General features: G+C 52.9%; 15 protein-coding genes. 2 read left to right on the top strand and 13 right to left on the bottom strand.

Annotated elements, in window-relative coordinates; genetic code table 11:
- Positions 1-5: 5 nt before the first annotated feature.
- The 10 genes from pyc to ACYJL1_RS03515 all read right to left on the bottom strand — a co-directional run bounded on the left by pyc (position 6) and on the right by ACYJL1_RS03515 (position 13193).
- Positions 6-3464, bottom strand: coding sequence for a pyruvate carboxylase (gene pyc, locus ACYJL1_RS03560; protein ID WP_460897066.1), 3459 nt, complete (start codon positions 3462-3464; stop codon positions 6-8).
- A gap of 168 nt (positions 3465-3632) precedes the next feature.
- Positions 3633-4748 carry a branched-chain amino acid ABC transporter substrate-binding protein gene (locus ACYJL1_RS03555; protein WP_460897065.1) on the bottom strand — a complete coding sequence of 372 codons (1116 nt, stop codon included), beginning with the start codon at positions 4746-4748 and terminating at the stop codon, positions 3633-3635.
- A 127-nt stretch (positions 4749-4875) separates the two neighbouring features.
- The gene (locus ACYJL1_RS03550; protein WP_460897064.1) at positions 4876-5229 is read right to left on the bottom strand and encodes a DUF6867 family protein; all 354 of its coding nucleotides are present in this window, start codon (positions 5227-5229) and stop codon (positions 4876-4878) included.
- Between the two features lie 42 nt (positions 5230-5271).
- Positions 5272-6003, bottom strand: coding sequence for an ABC transporter ATP-binding protein (locus tag ACYJL1_RS03545; RefSeq protein ID WP_460897063.1), 732 nt, complete (start codon positions 6001-6003; stop codon positions 5272-5274).
- The gene (locus tag ACYJL1_RS03540; protein WP_460897062.1) at positions 6003-7430 is read right to left on the bottom strand and encodes an ATP-binding cassette domain-containing protein; all 1428 of its coding nucleotides are present in this window, start codon (positions 7428-7430) and stop codon (positions 6003-6005) included. Before ACYJL1_RS03540 ends, ACYJL1_RS03545 begins: the two co-directional genes overlap by 1 nt.
- On the bottom strand, positions 7430-8836 hold the full coding sequence (livM, locus tag ACYJL1_RS03535; protein WP_460897061.1) for a high-affinity branched-chain amino acid ABC transporter permease LivM: 1407 nt from the start codon (positions 8834-8836) through the stop codon (positions 7430-7432). The genes ACYJL1_RS03540 and livM overlap by 1 nt, the downstream gene beginning before the upstream one ends.
- A 4-nt stretch (positions 8837-8840) precedes the next feature.
- A complete protein-coding gene (locus ACYJL1_RS03530) occupies positions 8841-9749 on the bottom strand; it encodes a branched-chain amino acid ABC transporter permease (protein ID WP_460897060.1) in 909 nt (302 codons plus the stop codon).
- 267 nt (positions 9750-10016) lie between these two features.
- A complete protein-coding gene (locus tag ACYJL1_RS03525; RefSeq protein WP_460897059.1) occupies positions 10017-11018 on the bottom strand; it encodes a 4-hydroxyproline epimerase in 1002 nt (333 codons plus the stop codon).
- Between the two features lie 5 nt (positions 11019-11023).
- A complete protein-coding gene (locus tag ACYJL1_RS03520; protein WP_460897058.1) occupies positions 11024-12277 on the bottom strand; it encodes an NAD(P)/FAD-dependent oxidoreductase in 1254 nt (417 codons plus the stop codon).
- 22 nt (positions 12278-12299) lie between these two features.
- Entirely contained in the window at positions 12300-13193 is an 894-nt protein-coding gene (locus ACYJL1_RS03515; RefSeq protein ID WP_460897057.1) for a dihydrodipicolinate synthase family protein, read from the bottom strand.
- Between the two features lie 81 nt (positions 13194-13274).
- On the opposite strand from ACYJL1_RS03515, the gene ACYJL1_RS03510 reads away from it, so the two are divergent.
- Entirely contained in the window at positions 13275-13928 is a 654-nt protein-coding gene (locus ACYJL1_RS03510; protein ID WP_460897056.1) for a GntR family transcriptional regulator, read from the top strand.
- A gap of 53 nt (positions 13929-13981) precedes the next feature.
- Here the strand turns inward: ACYJL1_RS03510 and ACYJL1_RS03505 are convergent, their stop codons facing one another.
- Positions 13982-15478: a CoA-acylating methylmalonate-semialdehyde dehydrogenase gene (locus ACYJL1_RS03505; RefSeq protein ID WP_460897055.1), complete on the bottom strand. Its 1497-nt coding sequence runs from the start codon at positions 15476-15478 to the stop codon at positions 13982-13984.
- A 122-nt stretch (positions 15479-15600) separates the two neighbouring features.
- Here ACYJL1_RS03505 and ACYJL1_RS03500 point away from each other — a divergent pair, with 122 nt between their 5' ends.
- Complete coding sequence (locus ACYJL1_RS03500) at positions 15601-16482, top strand: LysR family transcriptional regulator (protein WP_460897054.1); 882 nt, start codon at positions 15601-15603, stop codon at positions 16480-16482.
- Between the two features lie 33 nt (positions 16483-16515).
- On the opposite strand, the gene rlmH is transcribed toward ACYJL1_RS03500, so the two are convergent.
- Together rlmH and rsfS are read right to left on the bottom strand one after the other, a co-directional pair.
- Complete coding sequence (gene rlmH / locus ACYJL1_RS03495) at positions 16516-16998, bottom strand: 23S rRNA (pseudouridine(1915)-N(3))-methyltransferase RlmH (protein ID WP_460897053.1); 483 nt, start codon at positions 16996-16998, stop codon at positions 16516-16518.
- Between the two features lie 84 nt (positions 16999-17082).
- Complete coding sequence (rsfS, locus tag ACYJL1_RS03490) at positions 17083-17466, bottom strand: ribosome silencing factor (RefSeq protein WP_460897052.1); 384 nt, start codon at positions 17464-17466, stop codon at positions 17083-17085.
- Positions 17467-17587: the final 121 nt, after the last annotated feature.

Raw genomic sequence — 17587 nt, 5'->3', positions numbered from 1 at the left:
TCCCCTCATTCATAGACAATCATGAGATCCTTGGCATCGATTTGATCACCTGAACGAACAAGCACTTCTGCGATCACTCCGTCACGTTCTGCTCGCAATGCAGTCTCCATCTTCATCGCTTCGATCGATAGAAGAACATCGCCCGCATTGACTTTCTGGCCCGCCGAGATGCCGACAGTTGAGACGATGCCCGGCATTGGCGCACCAACATGCTTATCATTGGTAAGCTCCGCCTTACGCCTCACACCAGCGCCACTCGCACCATGTGTTCTGTCCGGCACTTTGACGCGTCGCGGTTGACCATTCATCTCGAAGAACACCGTGCGCATACCCTTTTCATCCGTCTCACCCACGGCCTGATTGCGCACAACCAGTGTCTTCCCACGCTCAATGGTCAGGAAGACTTCCTCTTCCTGCCCCAGACCATAGAAGTAGACATGCGTCGGCAGGACACTCGTCGGACCATAAGTATTATGCGTCACTGCAAAGTCGGTGAACACTTTTGGATACATCAGATAAGATGAGAATTCCTGATCGCTGATTGTGCGCTCCAGCTTCTCCTCGATTTCCTTGCGCTCTGCAGCAAGATCGGCAGCTGCCAGCAAGGCACCTGGACGTTCGGTGAAAGGCTTCTCGTCTTTCAGCACCTTCTTCTGGATATCTTTTGGCCAACCCTTCGGCGGTTGACCAAGATCGCCACGCATCATCGATACAACAGAGTCCGGGAAGGCAATATCCTTCTCCGGATTCTTCACATCGTCAACCGACAGATCCTGGCTCACCATCATAAGGGCCATATCACCAACAACCTTCGATGATGGCGTTACTTTGACGATATCGCCAAACATCTGGTTCACATCGGCATAGGCTTGTGCAACCTCATGCCAGCGCGTCTCCAAGCCGAGCGAGCGCGCCTGTTCCTTAAGGTTCGTAAACTGGCCGCCTGGCATCTCATGGAGATAAACCTCCGAGGCTGGGCCCTTCAAATCGCTCTCAAATGCGGCATACTGCGTACGGACAGCCTCCCAATAGAAGGAAATGCGGCGGATCCATTCAGGATCAAGCCCCGGATCGCGTTCCGTGCCTTTCAGCGCTTCAACGATGGAGCCGAGGCAAGGCTGCGACGTGTTGCCAGATAGCGCATCCATAGCCGCATCGACCACATCGACCCCTGCATCCACAGCGGCAAGAACAGTCGCAGCAGAAATACCCGACGTATCATGTGTGTGGAAATGCAGCGGCAAATCCGTGGCCTCACGCAGCGCCTTGAAAAGAACCTTGGCAGCCCCGGGCTTCAAAAGCCCGGCCATGTCCTTGACCGCTATAATATGCGCTCCGGCCTTCTCAACCTGCTGTGCCAGATCAACATAATATTTCAGGTCATATTTCGGCCGGGCAGAATTGAGAATATCGCCTGTATAGCAGATCGCTGCCTCGCAAAGCTTGTTCTCTTCCAACACCGCATCCATGCTGACCCGCATGTTTTCGACCCAGTTCAGACTATCGAAAACGCGGAACACATCGATCCCGCCACGGGCTGCCTGTTGGACAAAATACTTTACGACATTATCCGGGTAACTCTTATAGCCCACGCCATTGGCGCCGCGCAGCAACATTTGAAGCAGGATGTTCGGAGCCTGCTCACGAATTTCCGCCAAGCGCTCCCAAGGGTCTTCCGTCAAAAACCGCATGGCGACATCAAAGGTCGCGCCGCCCCAGCACTCTAGCGAGAAAAGTTGCGGCAAAGCGCGTGCATAAGTCCCGGCAACCCGCGCGATATCATAAGTCCGCATACGTGTAGCAAGCAGCGACTGGTGGCCGTCGCGCATGGTGGTATCCGTGAAGAGAGCACGCTTTTCATTGCGCATCCATTCCGCAAATTTTTTCGGCCCTAATTGATCGAGAAGCTGCTTTGTCCCATCTGGAATGGGTGTTTCAATAAATGGTACCCGCGGCAACGCTGCCTCAGCGGAAGGAACGGCTCGTCCTTTTGTTTCCGGATGGCCGTTCACTGTCACATCAGCAAGATAAGTCAGAAGCTTGGTCGCACGGTCCTGGCGCTTAACCTGTTCAAACAGCTCTGGTGTCGTGTCAATAAACTTCGTTGTGTACGAATTATCCGTGAACTTCGGATGCGTTATGATTGCTTCAAGGAAGGTCAGATTTGTCGCGACACCACGAATGCGGAATTCACGCAGGGCGCGGTGCATGCGGTGTATGGTTTCCTCAGCAGTTGGAGACCAGGCGGTGATCTTCTCAAGCAAGGGATCATAAAAACGCGTAATTACAGCGCCCGAATAGGCGGTGCCGCCGTCAAGCCGTATGCCAAAGCCGGTTGCGCCACGATAGGCCGTGATCCGGCCATAGTCTGGTATGAAATTCTGCTCTGGATCTTCTGTCGTGATCCGGCACTGCAAGGCATGACCATTTAGCCGGATATCGTTTTGAGCCGGAACGCCCGATTCTGGTGTACCGATTGTTGCGCCTTCAAGAATACGTATCTGCGCTTTGACAATATCAATGCCGGTTACTTCTTCTGTAACTGTGTGCTCAACCTGAATACGCGGGTTAACTTCAATGAAATAGAATTCATTGGTATCTGCATCCATCAGGAATTCGATTGTACCAGCACCAATATAGGCCGTTTCTTTGGCGATTTTCAGTCCGTAATCGGCAATCTCTTTGCGCTGGGCCTCAGTAAGGTAAGGAGCAGGTGCACGTTCAACGACCTTCTGATTACGCCTTTGAATCGAGCAGTCGCGCTCGAACAGATGAACCGCATTGCCATGGGTATCACCCAAAATCTGCACTTCAACATGTCTGGCGCGCTGAACCAGCTTTTCAAGATAAACTTCATCCTTGCCAAAAGCCGCCTTGGCCTCGCGCTTTCCTTCGGTAACTTCGCGGGCAATATCCTCTGGTTTGAAGATGGCTCGCATACCGCGTCCGCCACCACCCCAGGAGGCCTTAAGCATTACCGGATAACCGATCTTCTCGGCCATCTCCTTGATCATATCCATATCGTCCGGCAAAGGCTCTGTGGCGGGAACAACAGGAACACCGATTTCGATTGCCAGATTTCGAGCAGCAACCTTATTGCCAAGCCGGCGCATCGTTTCCGGCTTCGGACCGATAAAAATGATACCCGCTTCCGCGCATGCATCGGCAAATTCGGGGCTTTCCGACAAGAGTCCGTAACCTGGATGGATCGCATCGGCACCAGACAGCCGCGCCACGCGAATGATCTCTTCAATCGAGAGATAGCTTTCGATTGGCCCCATATCCTTTGCCAGATGCGGACCACGCCCAACCTGATAGGATTCGTCAGCCTTGAACCTGTGCAGGGCAAGCTTGTCCTCTTCCGCCCATATCGCCACGGTTTTCATGCCCAGCTCATTGGCAGCACGGAAAACGCGGATAGCAATTTCTGATCGATTGGCGACGAGGATTTTCTTTATAGGCAAAATGAAAACTCCGGACGAGATGCAAATCAAAATTGATTTGATGCTTTTAAGACGGCTGAAAGATTGCTGCAGTGCAAACAGTACATATTGACCACAGGAGCAGGAAATTTCCAATAGCAAAATGCCCGGTACAGGACCGGGCATTTTCTAGCATCTTAAGCAGGGTGATTACTGCTGTGTATAGCTGTACTTACCGTCTTCGCCCTTCTTCCATTCGTACATAACGTAGCCTGGAAGCTTGGGGTCACCCTTTTCATCGAACGCGATATCACCGAGCACAGTCTTGAATGGACCATTTTCCTTCATCGCCTTCGCAACAGTCTCCGGATCATTGGACTTGGCAGCTGTAGCTGCCGCTGCAATAATCTGCATTGCTGCATAGGAATACAGTGTATAAGCCTCGGGCTCGAAGCCTTCGGCACGGAACTTCTCGACAAGTTCCTTGTTTGCCGGGTTCTTGCTCGGATCTGGACCGAATGTGTTCAGGGTGCCGGCAACAGCATCACCAGCAATCGACGCCAATTCGTTTGACACAATACCGTCACCGGAAATGAATGTAACTTTCAGGCCCTGATCGGCGAGCTGACGAATGATCAGACCAGCTTCCGTGTGCAAACCGCCCCAATAAAGAACAGTTACGCCAGCCTGCTTTGCCTTGGCGATCAGCGCAGAGAAATCCTTGTCGCCGACATTGACACCTTCATAGAGCACTTCTGTCATGCCCTTGGCATTCAGTGTTTTCTTGGTTTCGTCAGCAAGGCCCTGCCCGTAAGGTGTCTTGTCATGGATGACAGCAACCTTGGCATCCTTGAACTTCTCAGCAATGTAACCACCGGCAACAACGCCCTGCTGGTCATCGCGACCGCATGTGCGGAATGTGTTCCACAGGCCGCGTTCAGTGAACACAGGATTCGTCGAAGCTGGCGTAACCTGTAGAATGCCATTTTCGGCATAGACGTCAGAAGCCGGAATTGACACGCCGGAGTTAAAGTGACCGACGACGAACTTTACTCCATCAGCAACAAACTTGTTGGCAACTGAAATACCCTGCTTTGGATCAGCAACGTCATCACCGAGCGACAACTTGACCTGTTCGCCATTAATACCGCCAGCAGCATTGATTTCAGCAACGGCAGCTTCTGCACCCTTCTGCAGCTGTGCGCCGAATGCAGCATTCGGGCCTGTCATAGGACCGCCAACACCGATCAGAAGATCAGCATAGGCATGGCCGCTCAGAGCGAGCATTGCAGCAAATGCAACACCTGAGAATAGTGACTTCTTCATTTGAAAACTCCCATTTTTCTAAGTACTTACCAAACCCCTCGCGATGTTATTTTTACATCGCTTAAGACTACATTTGCCGATTTTCCGGCAGTTGTCACGCTGATTCATTTCGCATCAGCGAGATAGATCAAGCTCCTGTTCTTTCCTTCCAACTGAAAGGAGAAACTTTTTGGTAGAGCCAGTGATATTGCCTCACCATCTGGTTTGTTCTTGTGTACCGGTACCCAAGTGTTCCGATGATGACGAGGACAATGGTGTCAACCGCATAGAAGTGCAACGTGAACATCGTGCCGCCGAAAAGGGCAAAGTGGATGAAGCGAACACCCAGGCCAAGCAGCAGCATGTAGAAGATGAGAGTAGCGACTGGTCGCCATGTCTGGGCGCAGGCCCGCCCCGTCATCCATGCGGCCCAGCCACCCATCATGCAGGTGACCAGAATGAATAGCCAGATGGATGGTTCTTCGTATAATATGCCCTGCATGGCGAAGTTCTCCTTGCGGCGTTTAAGAGCCGTCTTGTCGTGTCAGTGACGCCCGCCTTCAAGATAGGCAGCCCGCACTTCGGGATTGGCCAGAAGATCCTTGCTTGCGCCGCTCATCGTCACAATGCCGTTGACCATCACATAGCCGCGATCGGCTAGCTTCAATGCACCAAAGGCATTCTGCTCAACCAGAAACACGGTCAGACCCATTGTCTTGTTAAGCTCCTTGATCGCCTCGAAAATATGTTTGATGATCAAAGGTGCAAGACCGAGCGAAGGTTCATCCAACAGAAGCAGGCGCGGCCGCGCCATGAGCGCACGGCCAATGGCGAGCATCTGTTGTTCGCCGCCCGAAAGGGTCCCGCCGCGTTGATTGATGCGTTCCTTGAGCCGCGGGAACAGGTCGAAGACCTTGCGCACGTCCTCATCAAAATATTCGAGCTGGTCGAGGCTGGCACCCATTTGCAGATTTTCCTGCACAGTCATGCGTGGAAAAATGCGCCTGCCTTCGGGAGATTGTGCAATGCGCAGCCTTGCGATCTCATGGGTCGGTAATTGAGTTATGTCTTTACCGTCGAACATGATACGGCCCGAGCGCGCGCGCGGCATACCGAAAATCGTCATCATCAGCGTTGATTTGCCCGCACCATTGGCACCGATCAGTGTGACAATCTCACCCGCATCCGCATGCACGGTGACCCCGCTCAACGCGCGGATGTTGCCATAATAGGTCTCGACATTCTCAATGCTGAGAAGAGCTTTGTTCTCCGCCATTACTTAGCTCCTCCGCTCTTCTTGGAAGTCGGTTTCTTCTGGCTTTCCTTGACCATTGCCTTGGCTTGACCAATCCAGTCTTCGCGGGCTATGCGCCCGTCAAAAGCCAGATAAGCTTCGGCTGCGATAACATCGGCTTTCTTCCAGGACGCGATCTGGTCGAAGTGGAATATTCCATGCTCGTTGAGCTTGCGTTCGTTAACCGGGCCGATGCCCTTGATGTCGATCAGCCTGTCGGCTTTGCCGCCACGTGGTGCAGGCAGCGCATTGGCTGTTGCGCCTGCTTTAATGTGTGACGTTGCGGGTGCAGCTTTCGCTGCTGCTGGTGATGATGCAGTTTTCGCTGGCGCCTTCTTCGCTACCGGCTTGGCTTTTGAAGTTTCCGTCGTCTTGGCTGCTGTTGCCCGAACTGGTTTGGCTGCTGACTGCTTTTTCGCGGCTTTCGGCTTTGCCGGATGTACCGGTTCGGTTGCAGCGAGGCTGGAAGCAGGAGCATTCGGATGTGTTTCTTCGAACTCATGAATGGCTTCCGTCGACAGGAGATCGACCGCTGCAGTGATATCATCAGCACCGGCAGCTTCCGCATGTTCGAGCATTTCGACAATTTCTTCGTCTTCAACACCGAGATAAGCGGCAATGACTTTCGGATCATTCTTGACGCTATCCGGTGTGCCGTCAGAGATCTTGGTGCCATATTCCAGCACGACCACATGATCGGAAATTTCCATCACAACCGACATATCATGCTCGATCAAAAGAATCGAAGTCCCTGTTTCGTCGCGAATGTCGAGCAGGAGTTTATTAAGCTCGGCTGATTCACGCGCATTAAGGCCCGCTGCCGGCTCGTCAAGGCAAAGCAGTTCCGGCTCGGTGCACATGGCTCGTGCAATTTCCAGACGGCGTTGCGCGCCATAAGGAAGGTCCCCGGCCGGATCATCGGCACGATCCACGAGATTGATCTTCTCAAGCCAGAATCTGGCCTTCTCGATCGCATCCGCAGCCGCCTTCTTGTAGGTGGGAAAGCCGAGCAGCCCAAGGATCGTGTAGCCCGATGACAACATCAAAGGATTGTGCTGGGCCACAAGAAGGTTCTCAAGAACGGTCAGACCAGAGAACAGCCGGATGTTCTGGAATGTACGCGCCACCTTCGCCTTCTTGGTGATGACAAAATCCGCCATACGTTCAAGCAGATATTCCTCGCCATTCTGGCGGGTCATCGTCAGCATGCCTTCGGTTGGTTTGTAAAATCCCGTGATACAATTGAAGACCGTTGTTTTGCCCGCACCATTGGGGCCGATCAATGCCGTGATAGCACCACGCTTTGCCTCGAAGTTCAGATTGTTGATGGCGATCAGGCCACCAAACTTCATTGACAGGCGCTCTACGCGCAGAATTGCACTATTATCTTTTTGCACTTCCGAAACCATCAGCCGTGCCCTTCCTTGGTGAACTCACTCGATACCAGCTTTCGCTTGTGCAGGAATGCACTCGGTTCTCGGTTACCCACGAAACCTCGCGGCTTCCAAACCATGACCACGATCATGGCCAGACCGAACAACAGCATACGATAGAGTTCTGGAGTGAAATCATTGCCGAAAATACGCTTCAGGAACTCAAGTTCACGCAACAGCTCTGTACCGCCAATCATGACAGCAGCAGCAATTGCAATGCCAACCAGCGAACCCATGCCACCAAGAACCACAATTGCCAGGATAATTGCCGATTCGAGGAAGATGAAGCTTTCAGGACTGACAAAGCCCTGGCGAGCAGCAAAGAACGATCCGGCAAAGCCGCCAAACATCGCGCCTGTCGCAAAGGCAGTCAGCTTGGTTGTTGTGGTGTTGATGCCAAGCGAGCGGCAGGCGATTTCATCCTCACGCAATGCTTCCCATGCACGGCCGATCGGCATGCGGCGCAAGCGGATGGTCACCCATGCGGTCAACAGTGCCAGAAGCAGGATAAGGTAATAGAGGAATATTTTGTAATAGACGCCAGAATTGGGTAGGCCAAGCAGATTGGCAAACCCGCCAGGCCCAGGCGTGAATGGTATGCCGAACAATGTCGCCTTGGCGATGCCTGAGATACCGAATGTGCCCTTGGTCACCACTGTCCAGTTGATCAGCACAAGACGAATGATCTCGCCGAAGGCCAGCGTGACGATAGCAAGGTAGTCACCACGCAGGCGCAGCACCGGAAAGCCGAGAATAATACCCCACAATGCAGCGAAAATGCCCGCCATAGGCAGAAGAAGCCAGAACGAGAGCCCAAAATGCGTCGACAGCAGTGCGTAGGAATATGCCCCGACCGCATAGAACGCGACATAGCCAAGATCCAGTAGTCCGGCGAGACCGATAACGATGTTCAGCCCCCACGCCAGCATGACGTAGATAAGAATCTGAATACCGAAATTATCGACATATTTGAGAGAACCCTGCAGGCCGCCCATCATTGAGCCATTATAGGCCGCGAGAATTGCAATCACCAGAAAGGGATAGACAAACAGCAGCACAAGACCGATCTTCGGAAAGCTCTTGCGAAAGGTAGACTGTTCCTTCGCTTCTTTTGCTACGGCAGTACGCTTTTTGGCCGCGCGCGCTGCATTCCATGGCGTCACATATGCCGTCAGAAAAAATCGACCAAAACCGGCAACCAGAACAAATATCGCAAGCAGACCCCAGCGCTGGTTTAGGACAAGTTCATTGCGAATATTCTGATCCGTACGAAAGCCGACAATGAGAAAAAACAATCCCAAAGCAAGGGCTGCGGCAACCAGTCCTTCCTTTACTGCCTTGGCGAAGTTGGAATCCGGGTTAGTCGTTTGTGTATCGGCCATATGCTTAAACCTTTTCGACTTCAGGCCGGCCGAGAATACCCGACGGCAGGAAGATCAGAACGATCGCCAGGATCGAGAATGCCGCAACATCCTTGTAGTCGATGGAGAAATAGGCTGACCAGAGAGCCTCAATCAGGCCAATCAGCAGGCCGCCGATCACAGCACCTGGCAAAGAGCCGATGCCCCCAAGCACTGCCGCTGTAAAAGCTTTAACGCCGGGCGTAAAACCGTCGGTAAAGGATATGACTCCGTAGAACATCAGGTATAATGTACCGGCTACCGCCGCCAGCATTGCCCCCATCACGAATGTCATGGAAATTGTCTTATCGACGTTAATGCCGAGCAAGGCGGCCATCTTGCGATCCTGCTCGCAGGAACGCTGGGCTCTGCCAAGCGTTGTCTTGTTGACGAGATACCAGAAAGCAACCAGCAATATTGCCGTCACAACGATAATCACCATCTGCTTATAGGCAATGCTGATATCGGTGCCGGGGATGATTATGCCACCGTTGACGAGTGGTGGGATTGGCTTGTTACGAGGTCCTTGCGTGACCTGCACAAAGTTGGACAAGGCTATCGACATGCCGATAGCGGTAATCAACGGCGCCAGCCGGAATGACCCGCGCAAGGGTCGATAAGCCAGCCGTTCAATTGTCCAGCTCCAAAGGCCGGTCAAAAGCATGGCGACCAGCATCATCAGCAACAGCGCCAGAACAACCGGAACGCCACCGATAAATGTCGTTAATGCCAGAAAAACAATCATCGCCATAAAGGCGCCGAGCATGAAAACATCGCCATGGGCGAAGTTAATCATACCGATGATCCCATAGACCATCGTGTAACCAATGGCGATCAGGCCGTAAATTGAACCAAGCGTCAACCCATTGATCGATTGCTGGATGAAATACTCCATTGCAACGATACCCCTCGTTTTATTGGGAAGTTTCTTGTCCGGTTTTTCTATCCGGTTACTGTTGCCCCAACGTCATTACACCTAGCGCCTGCCATACAGAAAGCAACTGCTTTTTTGGAATCGGCGATACACTTCTTATTTGCTGGCATAGATTCTCCGGAATTTTACACCAAATTTTATCTGGCCTTTGGTGTTTTCTGCAGCACATCCGTCCATTTTAGAAAAAATCACCAGCAGAGCCCAAATTTCGCAATGCAGCAAAAAGCGTTACTTCACCACAAAACCGTGAGCAAAGGGGTCGCGATCATCTATAAAAATCGTATTATAACCCGTCATACGCGCCCACCCCGCCACGGATGGAACGATCGCAGGCTTTTCTCCAACGCTCAGCGCCTCTTCAACCCGCCCATGAAACAGCGAACCTATAATCGATTCATGGACAAAATCATCACCCGGTTTGAGTTTTCCCTTGGCCGCAAGTTGCGCCATACGCGCTGATGTGCCCGTGCCGCAGGGTGAGCGATCAATGGCCTTGTCGCCGTAGAATACAGCGTTTCTGGCATGGGCCCCAAGGACCGTTGGCTTACCGGTCCACAGGATATGACTAAGCTTGTTGACCCCGGGATTCTCCGGGTGAACGATTGTATAGCGCTCGTTCAATCGTTCCCGCAGTACAGGGCTCCAGCCGATCAAATCCAGCGCTCTGTAATCAGCCATGTCCCTGTAGTTGGCCTGCGATTCCACAATCGCATAAAAATTCCCCCCATAGGCCACATCGACAACGAGTGTGCCGAGATCCGGGCATTCCACTTCCAGAGCCTCCGCATAGAGGAAAGCAGGCACGTTGGTGATTCGCACACTCGTTACGTATTGCCCCTCTTGTGTGTACTCGGCGACGACAAGCCCGGCTGGGGTGTCCAATCGCAAAACACCCGGCACTTTTGGCGTGACCAGTCCGTGTTCGATCGCCATTGTCACGGTACCAATCGTACCATGGCCGCACATGGGAAGGCATCCGGATGTTTCGATAAACAGGATAGCGATATCGCAATCATCACGTGTCGGCGGATAAAGTATCGAGCCCGACATCATGTCATGTCCGCGAGGCTCGAACATCAAACCCGTTCTTATCCAGTCAAACTCGCCAAGAAAATGCGCACGCTTTTCCATCATCGTCGCACCGGTCAAATTCGGGCCACCGCCAGCCACCAGCCGTACTGGATTTCCACAAGTATGGCCATCTACGCAAAAGAATGAGTGACGTGCCATTTGAACTAGCTCCTGAAGCGTTTGGGACTATAGGGGGCAATCGGTATCGAGGGCGTGTGCCCTCCAATCAGATCACTGATTAGCCGGGCGGTTACCGCAGATTGAGTAAGTCCGAGATGACCATGGCCAAAAGCATAGAAAACTCTATCTGTTGATTGGGAGGTACCTATAACTGGAAGAGAATCCGGCGTCGAAGGCCTATACCCCATCCACTGGCGCCCATCCTTTGATTGCAACCCAGGCATGAACTGCTCAGCTTTACTCAGCATGATTTCAGCGCGCTTATAGTTGGGAGGCAATTTCAGTCCACCTAGCTCCACGGCACCGCCGACACGCACACCGGTCTCGAGTGGGGTAACCACAAATCCATGCCCGGAAAAGATAAGTTGCCGTTTCAGGTTGAATGCGCCAACTGGTAGTGTCGTATTATAACCACGCTCCGTTTCCAGCGGTATTCGGTCGCCGAGATTTCGGGCCAGGCGGTGCGACCAGGCTCCTGCTGCAATCACGATCCTAGCAGCATTGATGGTTTGGCCGTCAGCAAAATGCGCAATCGCGCCGTGTTCGCCTGTGCTTATTGAGGCAGCTTCGCCTTGATAAAAAACTGCACCATTTCGCTGCGCATAGTCCCACAAACCTTGGCCGACATGTTTTGGGTCACTGACGGTTTTCCACCCGGGAACGAACGTCCCGGCAATGAAACGGGGGGAAAGCCCCGGCTGACATTCCCGCAATTCACTTCCTCGCAAATGCTCAAAGGCAATTCCGGCAGATCGTCTTGCGTTCCATCCAGACAATGAAGCGTTGAGCTCATCTTCACTCTCATAAAGCTCCAATGAACCATCTTCGCGGATCATATGATCGATACCGGCACGTTGCATCAGCCCGAGCATTTCAGGCTCAGCAAGACGCATCATTGCCCCTTGCGCCTGAACCGTGCGCTCAAGCATCTCGGCACTGCTGGAACGCCAGAAGCGGTACAGCCAAGGCAAAAGTTTAGGAAAGTAAGACGGACGGATCGTAAAGGGTCCAAGCGGATCTAACAACCAGCCGGGTACCTTTGCCAGTACGCCCTTGGAGGCCATCGGCAATATATCCGAGAAAGCCAGAGCTCCGGCATTGCCGGAGCTGGTTCCCTCACACACACCCTGACAGTCGACGACGAGAACTTTATGGCCACTCTCTGCAAGAGCAGCTGCTGTCGCCACGCCGACAATGCCGGCGCCGATAATCAGAATGTCGGTATTGTCTCTTTGCATGATCAGTAAAGTGACATGAAATTTAGAGCGCCGGCAATGTCGGACGCGACGCTATCGCATCCATGACTGTCTTCTCAACCGATGTTCGGCGTGCTCCACGCAGAGGTTGGCGCGGCAAGCGTACACGATCATTGGTCCCGATCTCCAAAACCTCTGCCAGTTTAATGTTCTGCACCAGATAGGTTGAAACATCGAGATCAAGAAGCGGACGGAACCAACGGTAGATCGCCAGCGCTTCGGCATAACGACCTGCAAGGACAAGCCTGTAGATGGCCACCGTTTCTTTCGGGAAAGCTGTTACAAGCCCCGCAACCCAGCCGACAGCACCGGCCGTCAATGCTTCAAAAGCAAGATTGTCGACACCGGTGAACAGATCGAAACGTGTACCGAAATCATTGATGATATCTGTCGTGCGGCGAATGTCGTCTGATGACTCTTTGATCGCAACAAAATGATCATCCGAGGCAAGCTCAGACAAGATCGCGCTGGTGACATCGACACGATAGGCGATCCGGTTTGAGTAAATCATAACCGGAAGATCGCCCGCAGCAGCAACGGCTTTCAGCGTCGTAACCGTCTCTTCCGGGTCTGTATGATAAATGGGACTTGGAACAAGCATCAGCCCATCCGCACCTGCCTTGGCAGCGCGTTTGGCAAGAGCAGCACCATCACGCGTCGCTGCTTCATTGATTGTCAGCAGCACCGGCTTACCCTTGGCGACACCCTGCGCTGTTTTCAGCACTTCAAGTTTTTCATCATGGCTGAGCATGGGGCCTTCACCAAGCGAGCCGGCGACGATCAGACCATCGCAGCCAGCCTCCATCAGCAAAGAGAAGCAGCGTTCCATTTCGCTGTGATCGAGCCTATCATCATCAGTGAATTTGCTGGTAACCGCGGGAAGAACACCTGACCACATGATCGTACTCCTTGTTGATATATCAGAAATATATCTGTAGGGTGTGCCCCTGTCAATCGTTTCATTGAAAGACCCTGCCTCATGTTTCAACTCAATGCACATATACCCGTACAATCAGGCGAAAGCCTCGCTGAACTGGCCTACCGGCAGATTGAAGAGATGATTGTCACGCTTGAGCTTGAGCCCGGTGCAATCGTTAATGAGCGTGCATTGACAGACATAACAGGAATGGGGCGAACTCCGGTCAGAGAAGCAGTGCAGAAGCTTGCATGGGAAGGTCTGATGGAGATCCGCCCCCGTTCAGGCATAGCAATTGCGGAATTGAACCCGCAGGATTTTTCCAAAGTTCTGGATGCGCGTGAGGGAGTAGAACGCGTATTGGCACGCGGTGCAGCCCAATATGGTGCACAGTTGCACCATCACAGATTAAGTGAAGCCTCCGACGCTATGAGCAAAGCTGTGACTTTAGAGGATGTCACTGCCTTCCTGACGGCGGACAAGACTTTTGACACAATACTGGGTCAGGCCGCTGGAAATCCATTTGCAGCCCGCCTCGCATCGCCCCTGCAAACGCACAGCCGGCGTTTCTGGTTTCGCTTGCAAAGGCCTGGCGGGCTGCAACAGTCAGTTGCAGCGCACAAAGCGCTGATTGAAGCGATTATCGACCGCAATCCGGAAGAAGCTGAAGCCGCAGCGAGGAAACTGATCGAACATCTCAGAGTACTTGCACCATAAAAAAAGCCGCCAACGAAATTGCTGGCGGCTTAATTCTATTCCAGTAGAACAGCTTAGTTCATCGTCGGAATAACAAACTCCGCACCATCCTTGACGCCCGAAGGCCAACGGGATGTGACAGTCTTTGTCTTTGTGTAGAAGCGGAATGCATCCGGACCATGCTGGTTCAAATCACCAAAGCCGGAACCTTTCCAACCACCGAATGTGTAATAAGCGATTGGCACAGGAATTGGCACGTTAATACCAACCATACCGACCTGTACCCGTGACGCGAAATCACGTGCCGCATCGCCGTCACGCGTAAAAATTGCAACGCCATTGCCATATTCATGTTCGTTCGGCAGGCGCAGAGCATCTTCATAGGTGTCAGCGCGGACAATACCAAGCACTGGCCCAAATATCTCTTCTTTGTAGATCCGCATATCAGGCGTCACATTGTCGAACAGGCAGCCACCCATATAGTAGCCATTTTCATAACCCTGCATCTTGAAGCCACGCCCATCAACAACGAGATTCGCGCCTTCCTTCACGCCAAGGTCGACATAGTTCTGGATACGCTCAAGCGCCTGTTTCGTAACAACTGGGCCGTAATCTGCAGTCAGGTCAGTAGACGGCCCGACCTTGAGAGCCTCAACGCGCGGAATGAGCTTTGCAACCAGACGGTCAGCTGTCTCCTTGCCTACAGGAACAGCGACCGAAATCGCCATACAGCGCTCGCCAGCCGAGCCATACCCTGCACCGATCAGCGCATCGACCGTCTGGTCCATGTCAGCATCCGGCATGATAATCATATGGTTCTTGGCGCCACCGAAGCACTGCGCACGCTTACCATTTGCCGTTGCGCGGCTGTAAATATACTGAGCAATCGGCGTGGATCCAACAAAGCCGACCGCTTTGATGTCTGGATCGTCAAGCAGTGTGTCCACGGCTTCCTTATCGCCATTGACCACATTGAAAATGCCAGCCGGCAATCCAGCTTCAATGAAGAGTTCGGCAAGTCGCATCGGTACGCCTGGATCTCGCTCCGAAGGCTTCAGGATGAAGGCATTGCCCGATACGATTGCAGGACCGGCTTTCCAAAGCGGGATCATCGCTGGAAAGTTAAACGGCGTAATGCCTGCAACAACACCCAGCGGCTGACGCATTGAATAGACGTCAATGCCCGTACCCGCGCTGTCAGAAAATTCGCCCTTGAGCATGTGAGCCGCGCCCAGGCAAACTTCGACGACTTCCAGACCGCGCTGGATGTCGCCCTTGGCGTCAGGAATAGTCTTGCCGTGTTCACGGGCCAAAAGCTCGGCCAGTGAGTCATACTCGGCCTCAACAAGTTCAAGAAACTTGCGCATGACGCGAACGCGACGCTGAGGATTGGTTGCTGCCCAAGCAGGCTGTGCTGCCTTTGCGTTTTCAACGGCTGCGCGAACTTCGGCCGGGGTGGCCAGTGCGACAGTTCCCTGAATTGTCCCATCCATGGGCTGAAAAATTTCGGTCGTGCGACCGCTTGTGCCAGCGACATGCTTGCCGCCGATAAAATGTCCAACTTCGCGCATTGCGAGCAACCTCCCTTTGATCATGTTCGTATGCAGCATCATAGGCGCTTCAAAATATTAAATGCAAGACGTGCAAAAGCGCACCTGTTGTGCAAAAATTAAAGTACACCAGGAGGCAGTCAATGAATTGGGATGACGTTCGTATATTCCTGAGCGTAGCGCGTTCAGGTCAGATACTCGGCGCAGCGAAACGGCTTGGCGTTAATCACGCAACGGTGGCAAGACGCCTTACCGCTCTAGAGACGGCGCTTAATACCAAGCTGCTGACAAGGCGCACGAACGGTTGCGAACTGACACGCGCAGGAGAAGAGTTTCTTCTTTCAGGTGAGCGTATGGAAGCGGAAATGCTGGCTGCACGCTCTTCCCTTGGAGATGCTGACATAGCCATATCAGGTTCGGTTCGCATAGGCGCTCCGGACGGCTTTGGCGTAACCTTCCTGGCGCCGCGCCTTGCCAAGCTGACAGCAAGCTATCCGGATCTCAAAATCCAGCTCGTTCCGGTTCCGCGCTCTTTCTCGCTGTCGCGGCGCGAAGCCGATATTGCCATAACCGTTGACCGTCCCGATCAAGGTCGGTTGGTGGCAAGGAAACTGGTTGACTATAGTCTGTGCCTTTACGCCAGCCGCGCTTACTTAGCTGTCCATCCAGCGCCGCAATCAATCGAAGAACTACCCGAACACCGACTCGTCGGCTATGTCGACGATCTTGTAATCAGCCAGTCACTGAATTATGCGCCGGAAATTACCCGCGAATGGCACCCTGCTTTTGAAATATCGAGTGCGTTGGGGCAGGTCGAAGCCGTCAAGGCGGGTGCTGGAATAGGTATTCTTCATACATTCATCGCCCGTGAGCACGATGACCTTATTGCAATTATGCCGGAACGAAAAATCCGCCGATCTTATTGGCTTTCTTATCATGAATCAGTGCGCACCCTTCGCCGCATAACCGCGGTATCAGGTTTTATTTCCGATCTGGTTCACAGCGAAGCCAGCCGCTTCTCGTGATCGTTGTGAATTGTGTTCTGAAAGCATTTTTCGTTAAACACGATGATATGGATGACCGGAAAGTATTGTTGTCGCCCGGTAAAGTTGTTCGGCGACAAGAATACGAACAATTTGATGCGGCCAGGTCATGGCACCCAGCGCAAGAACAAGGTCAGCACGCTCTCGCAGAGCGGCATCGTGACCATCTGGCCCGCCAATCGCCAGCAAAAGCTGACGTTTTCCTTCGTCACGAAACTTCGCGATACTGGATGCAAATGCTTCTGACGGCATGGTCTTGCCCCGCTCATCAAGAAGCACCAGCACACCACCGGCATCAAGGGCCCTCAATAGCTGAGCGGACTCTTCCTGTTTTCGCAAATCTGCCTGTTGCGCACGGCTTTCCACGATTTCCGTCACTGACGAAAATTCGAGACCTAACGAAGCGCCAGTCTTTTTGAACCGGTCGAGATAGCGATCCGCCAGTTCACGCTCAGGGCCGGACTTCATGCGGCCCACGGCAAAAATACTGATCCGCATGATACTCCAGTCCGGCAGAGTTAAGATTTAACCCGCACCATACCGGACTCTTGCCGGCCTGTGGAACACCAGAGCTGTTCGACCCTAGTGTACGGTTTCCCCATCAAGTTCGGGAGCCTGCCACATCTTTTCGATGTTGTAGAACTCGCGCACTTCGGGGCGGAAAATGTGGATGATGATGTCGCCTGTGTCGATCAACACCCAGTCACCGCTGCTAAGACCTTCAACCTTGGCGTTATTACCGTATCCGTTCTCTTTCAAAGTCCGAAGGAGCTGATCGGCAACCGCCGTAACATGGCGATGCGAACGACCGGACGCGATGACCATATGGTCAGCGATGACGGATTTGCCTCGAAGATCGATGGGGACAACTTGTTCAGCCTTGGAGTCTTCAAGACTATCAAGCACTGATTTGAGGGCATGAGCGACGGTATTGATACCGCTGATCTCTGCCGAGGAAGGAGCCAAAGCTTCCTTCTTTTGAATTGCTGTTCTCAGTGTATTTCCTTTCCCTTAAGAACAACGCGCCGCAGCTATTGAACTCGCTGCACACGTATAAGATAGGCAGAGTTGCATAGCAGTTTCAAGA

It is taken from the genome of Phyllobacterium sp. K27 (genome assembly GCF_054796155.1).
Note: the sequence above shows the minus strand (reverse complement) of the source record. Positions and strands in the feature narration are given on the sequence as shown.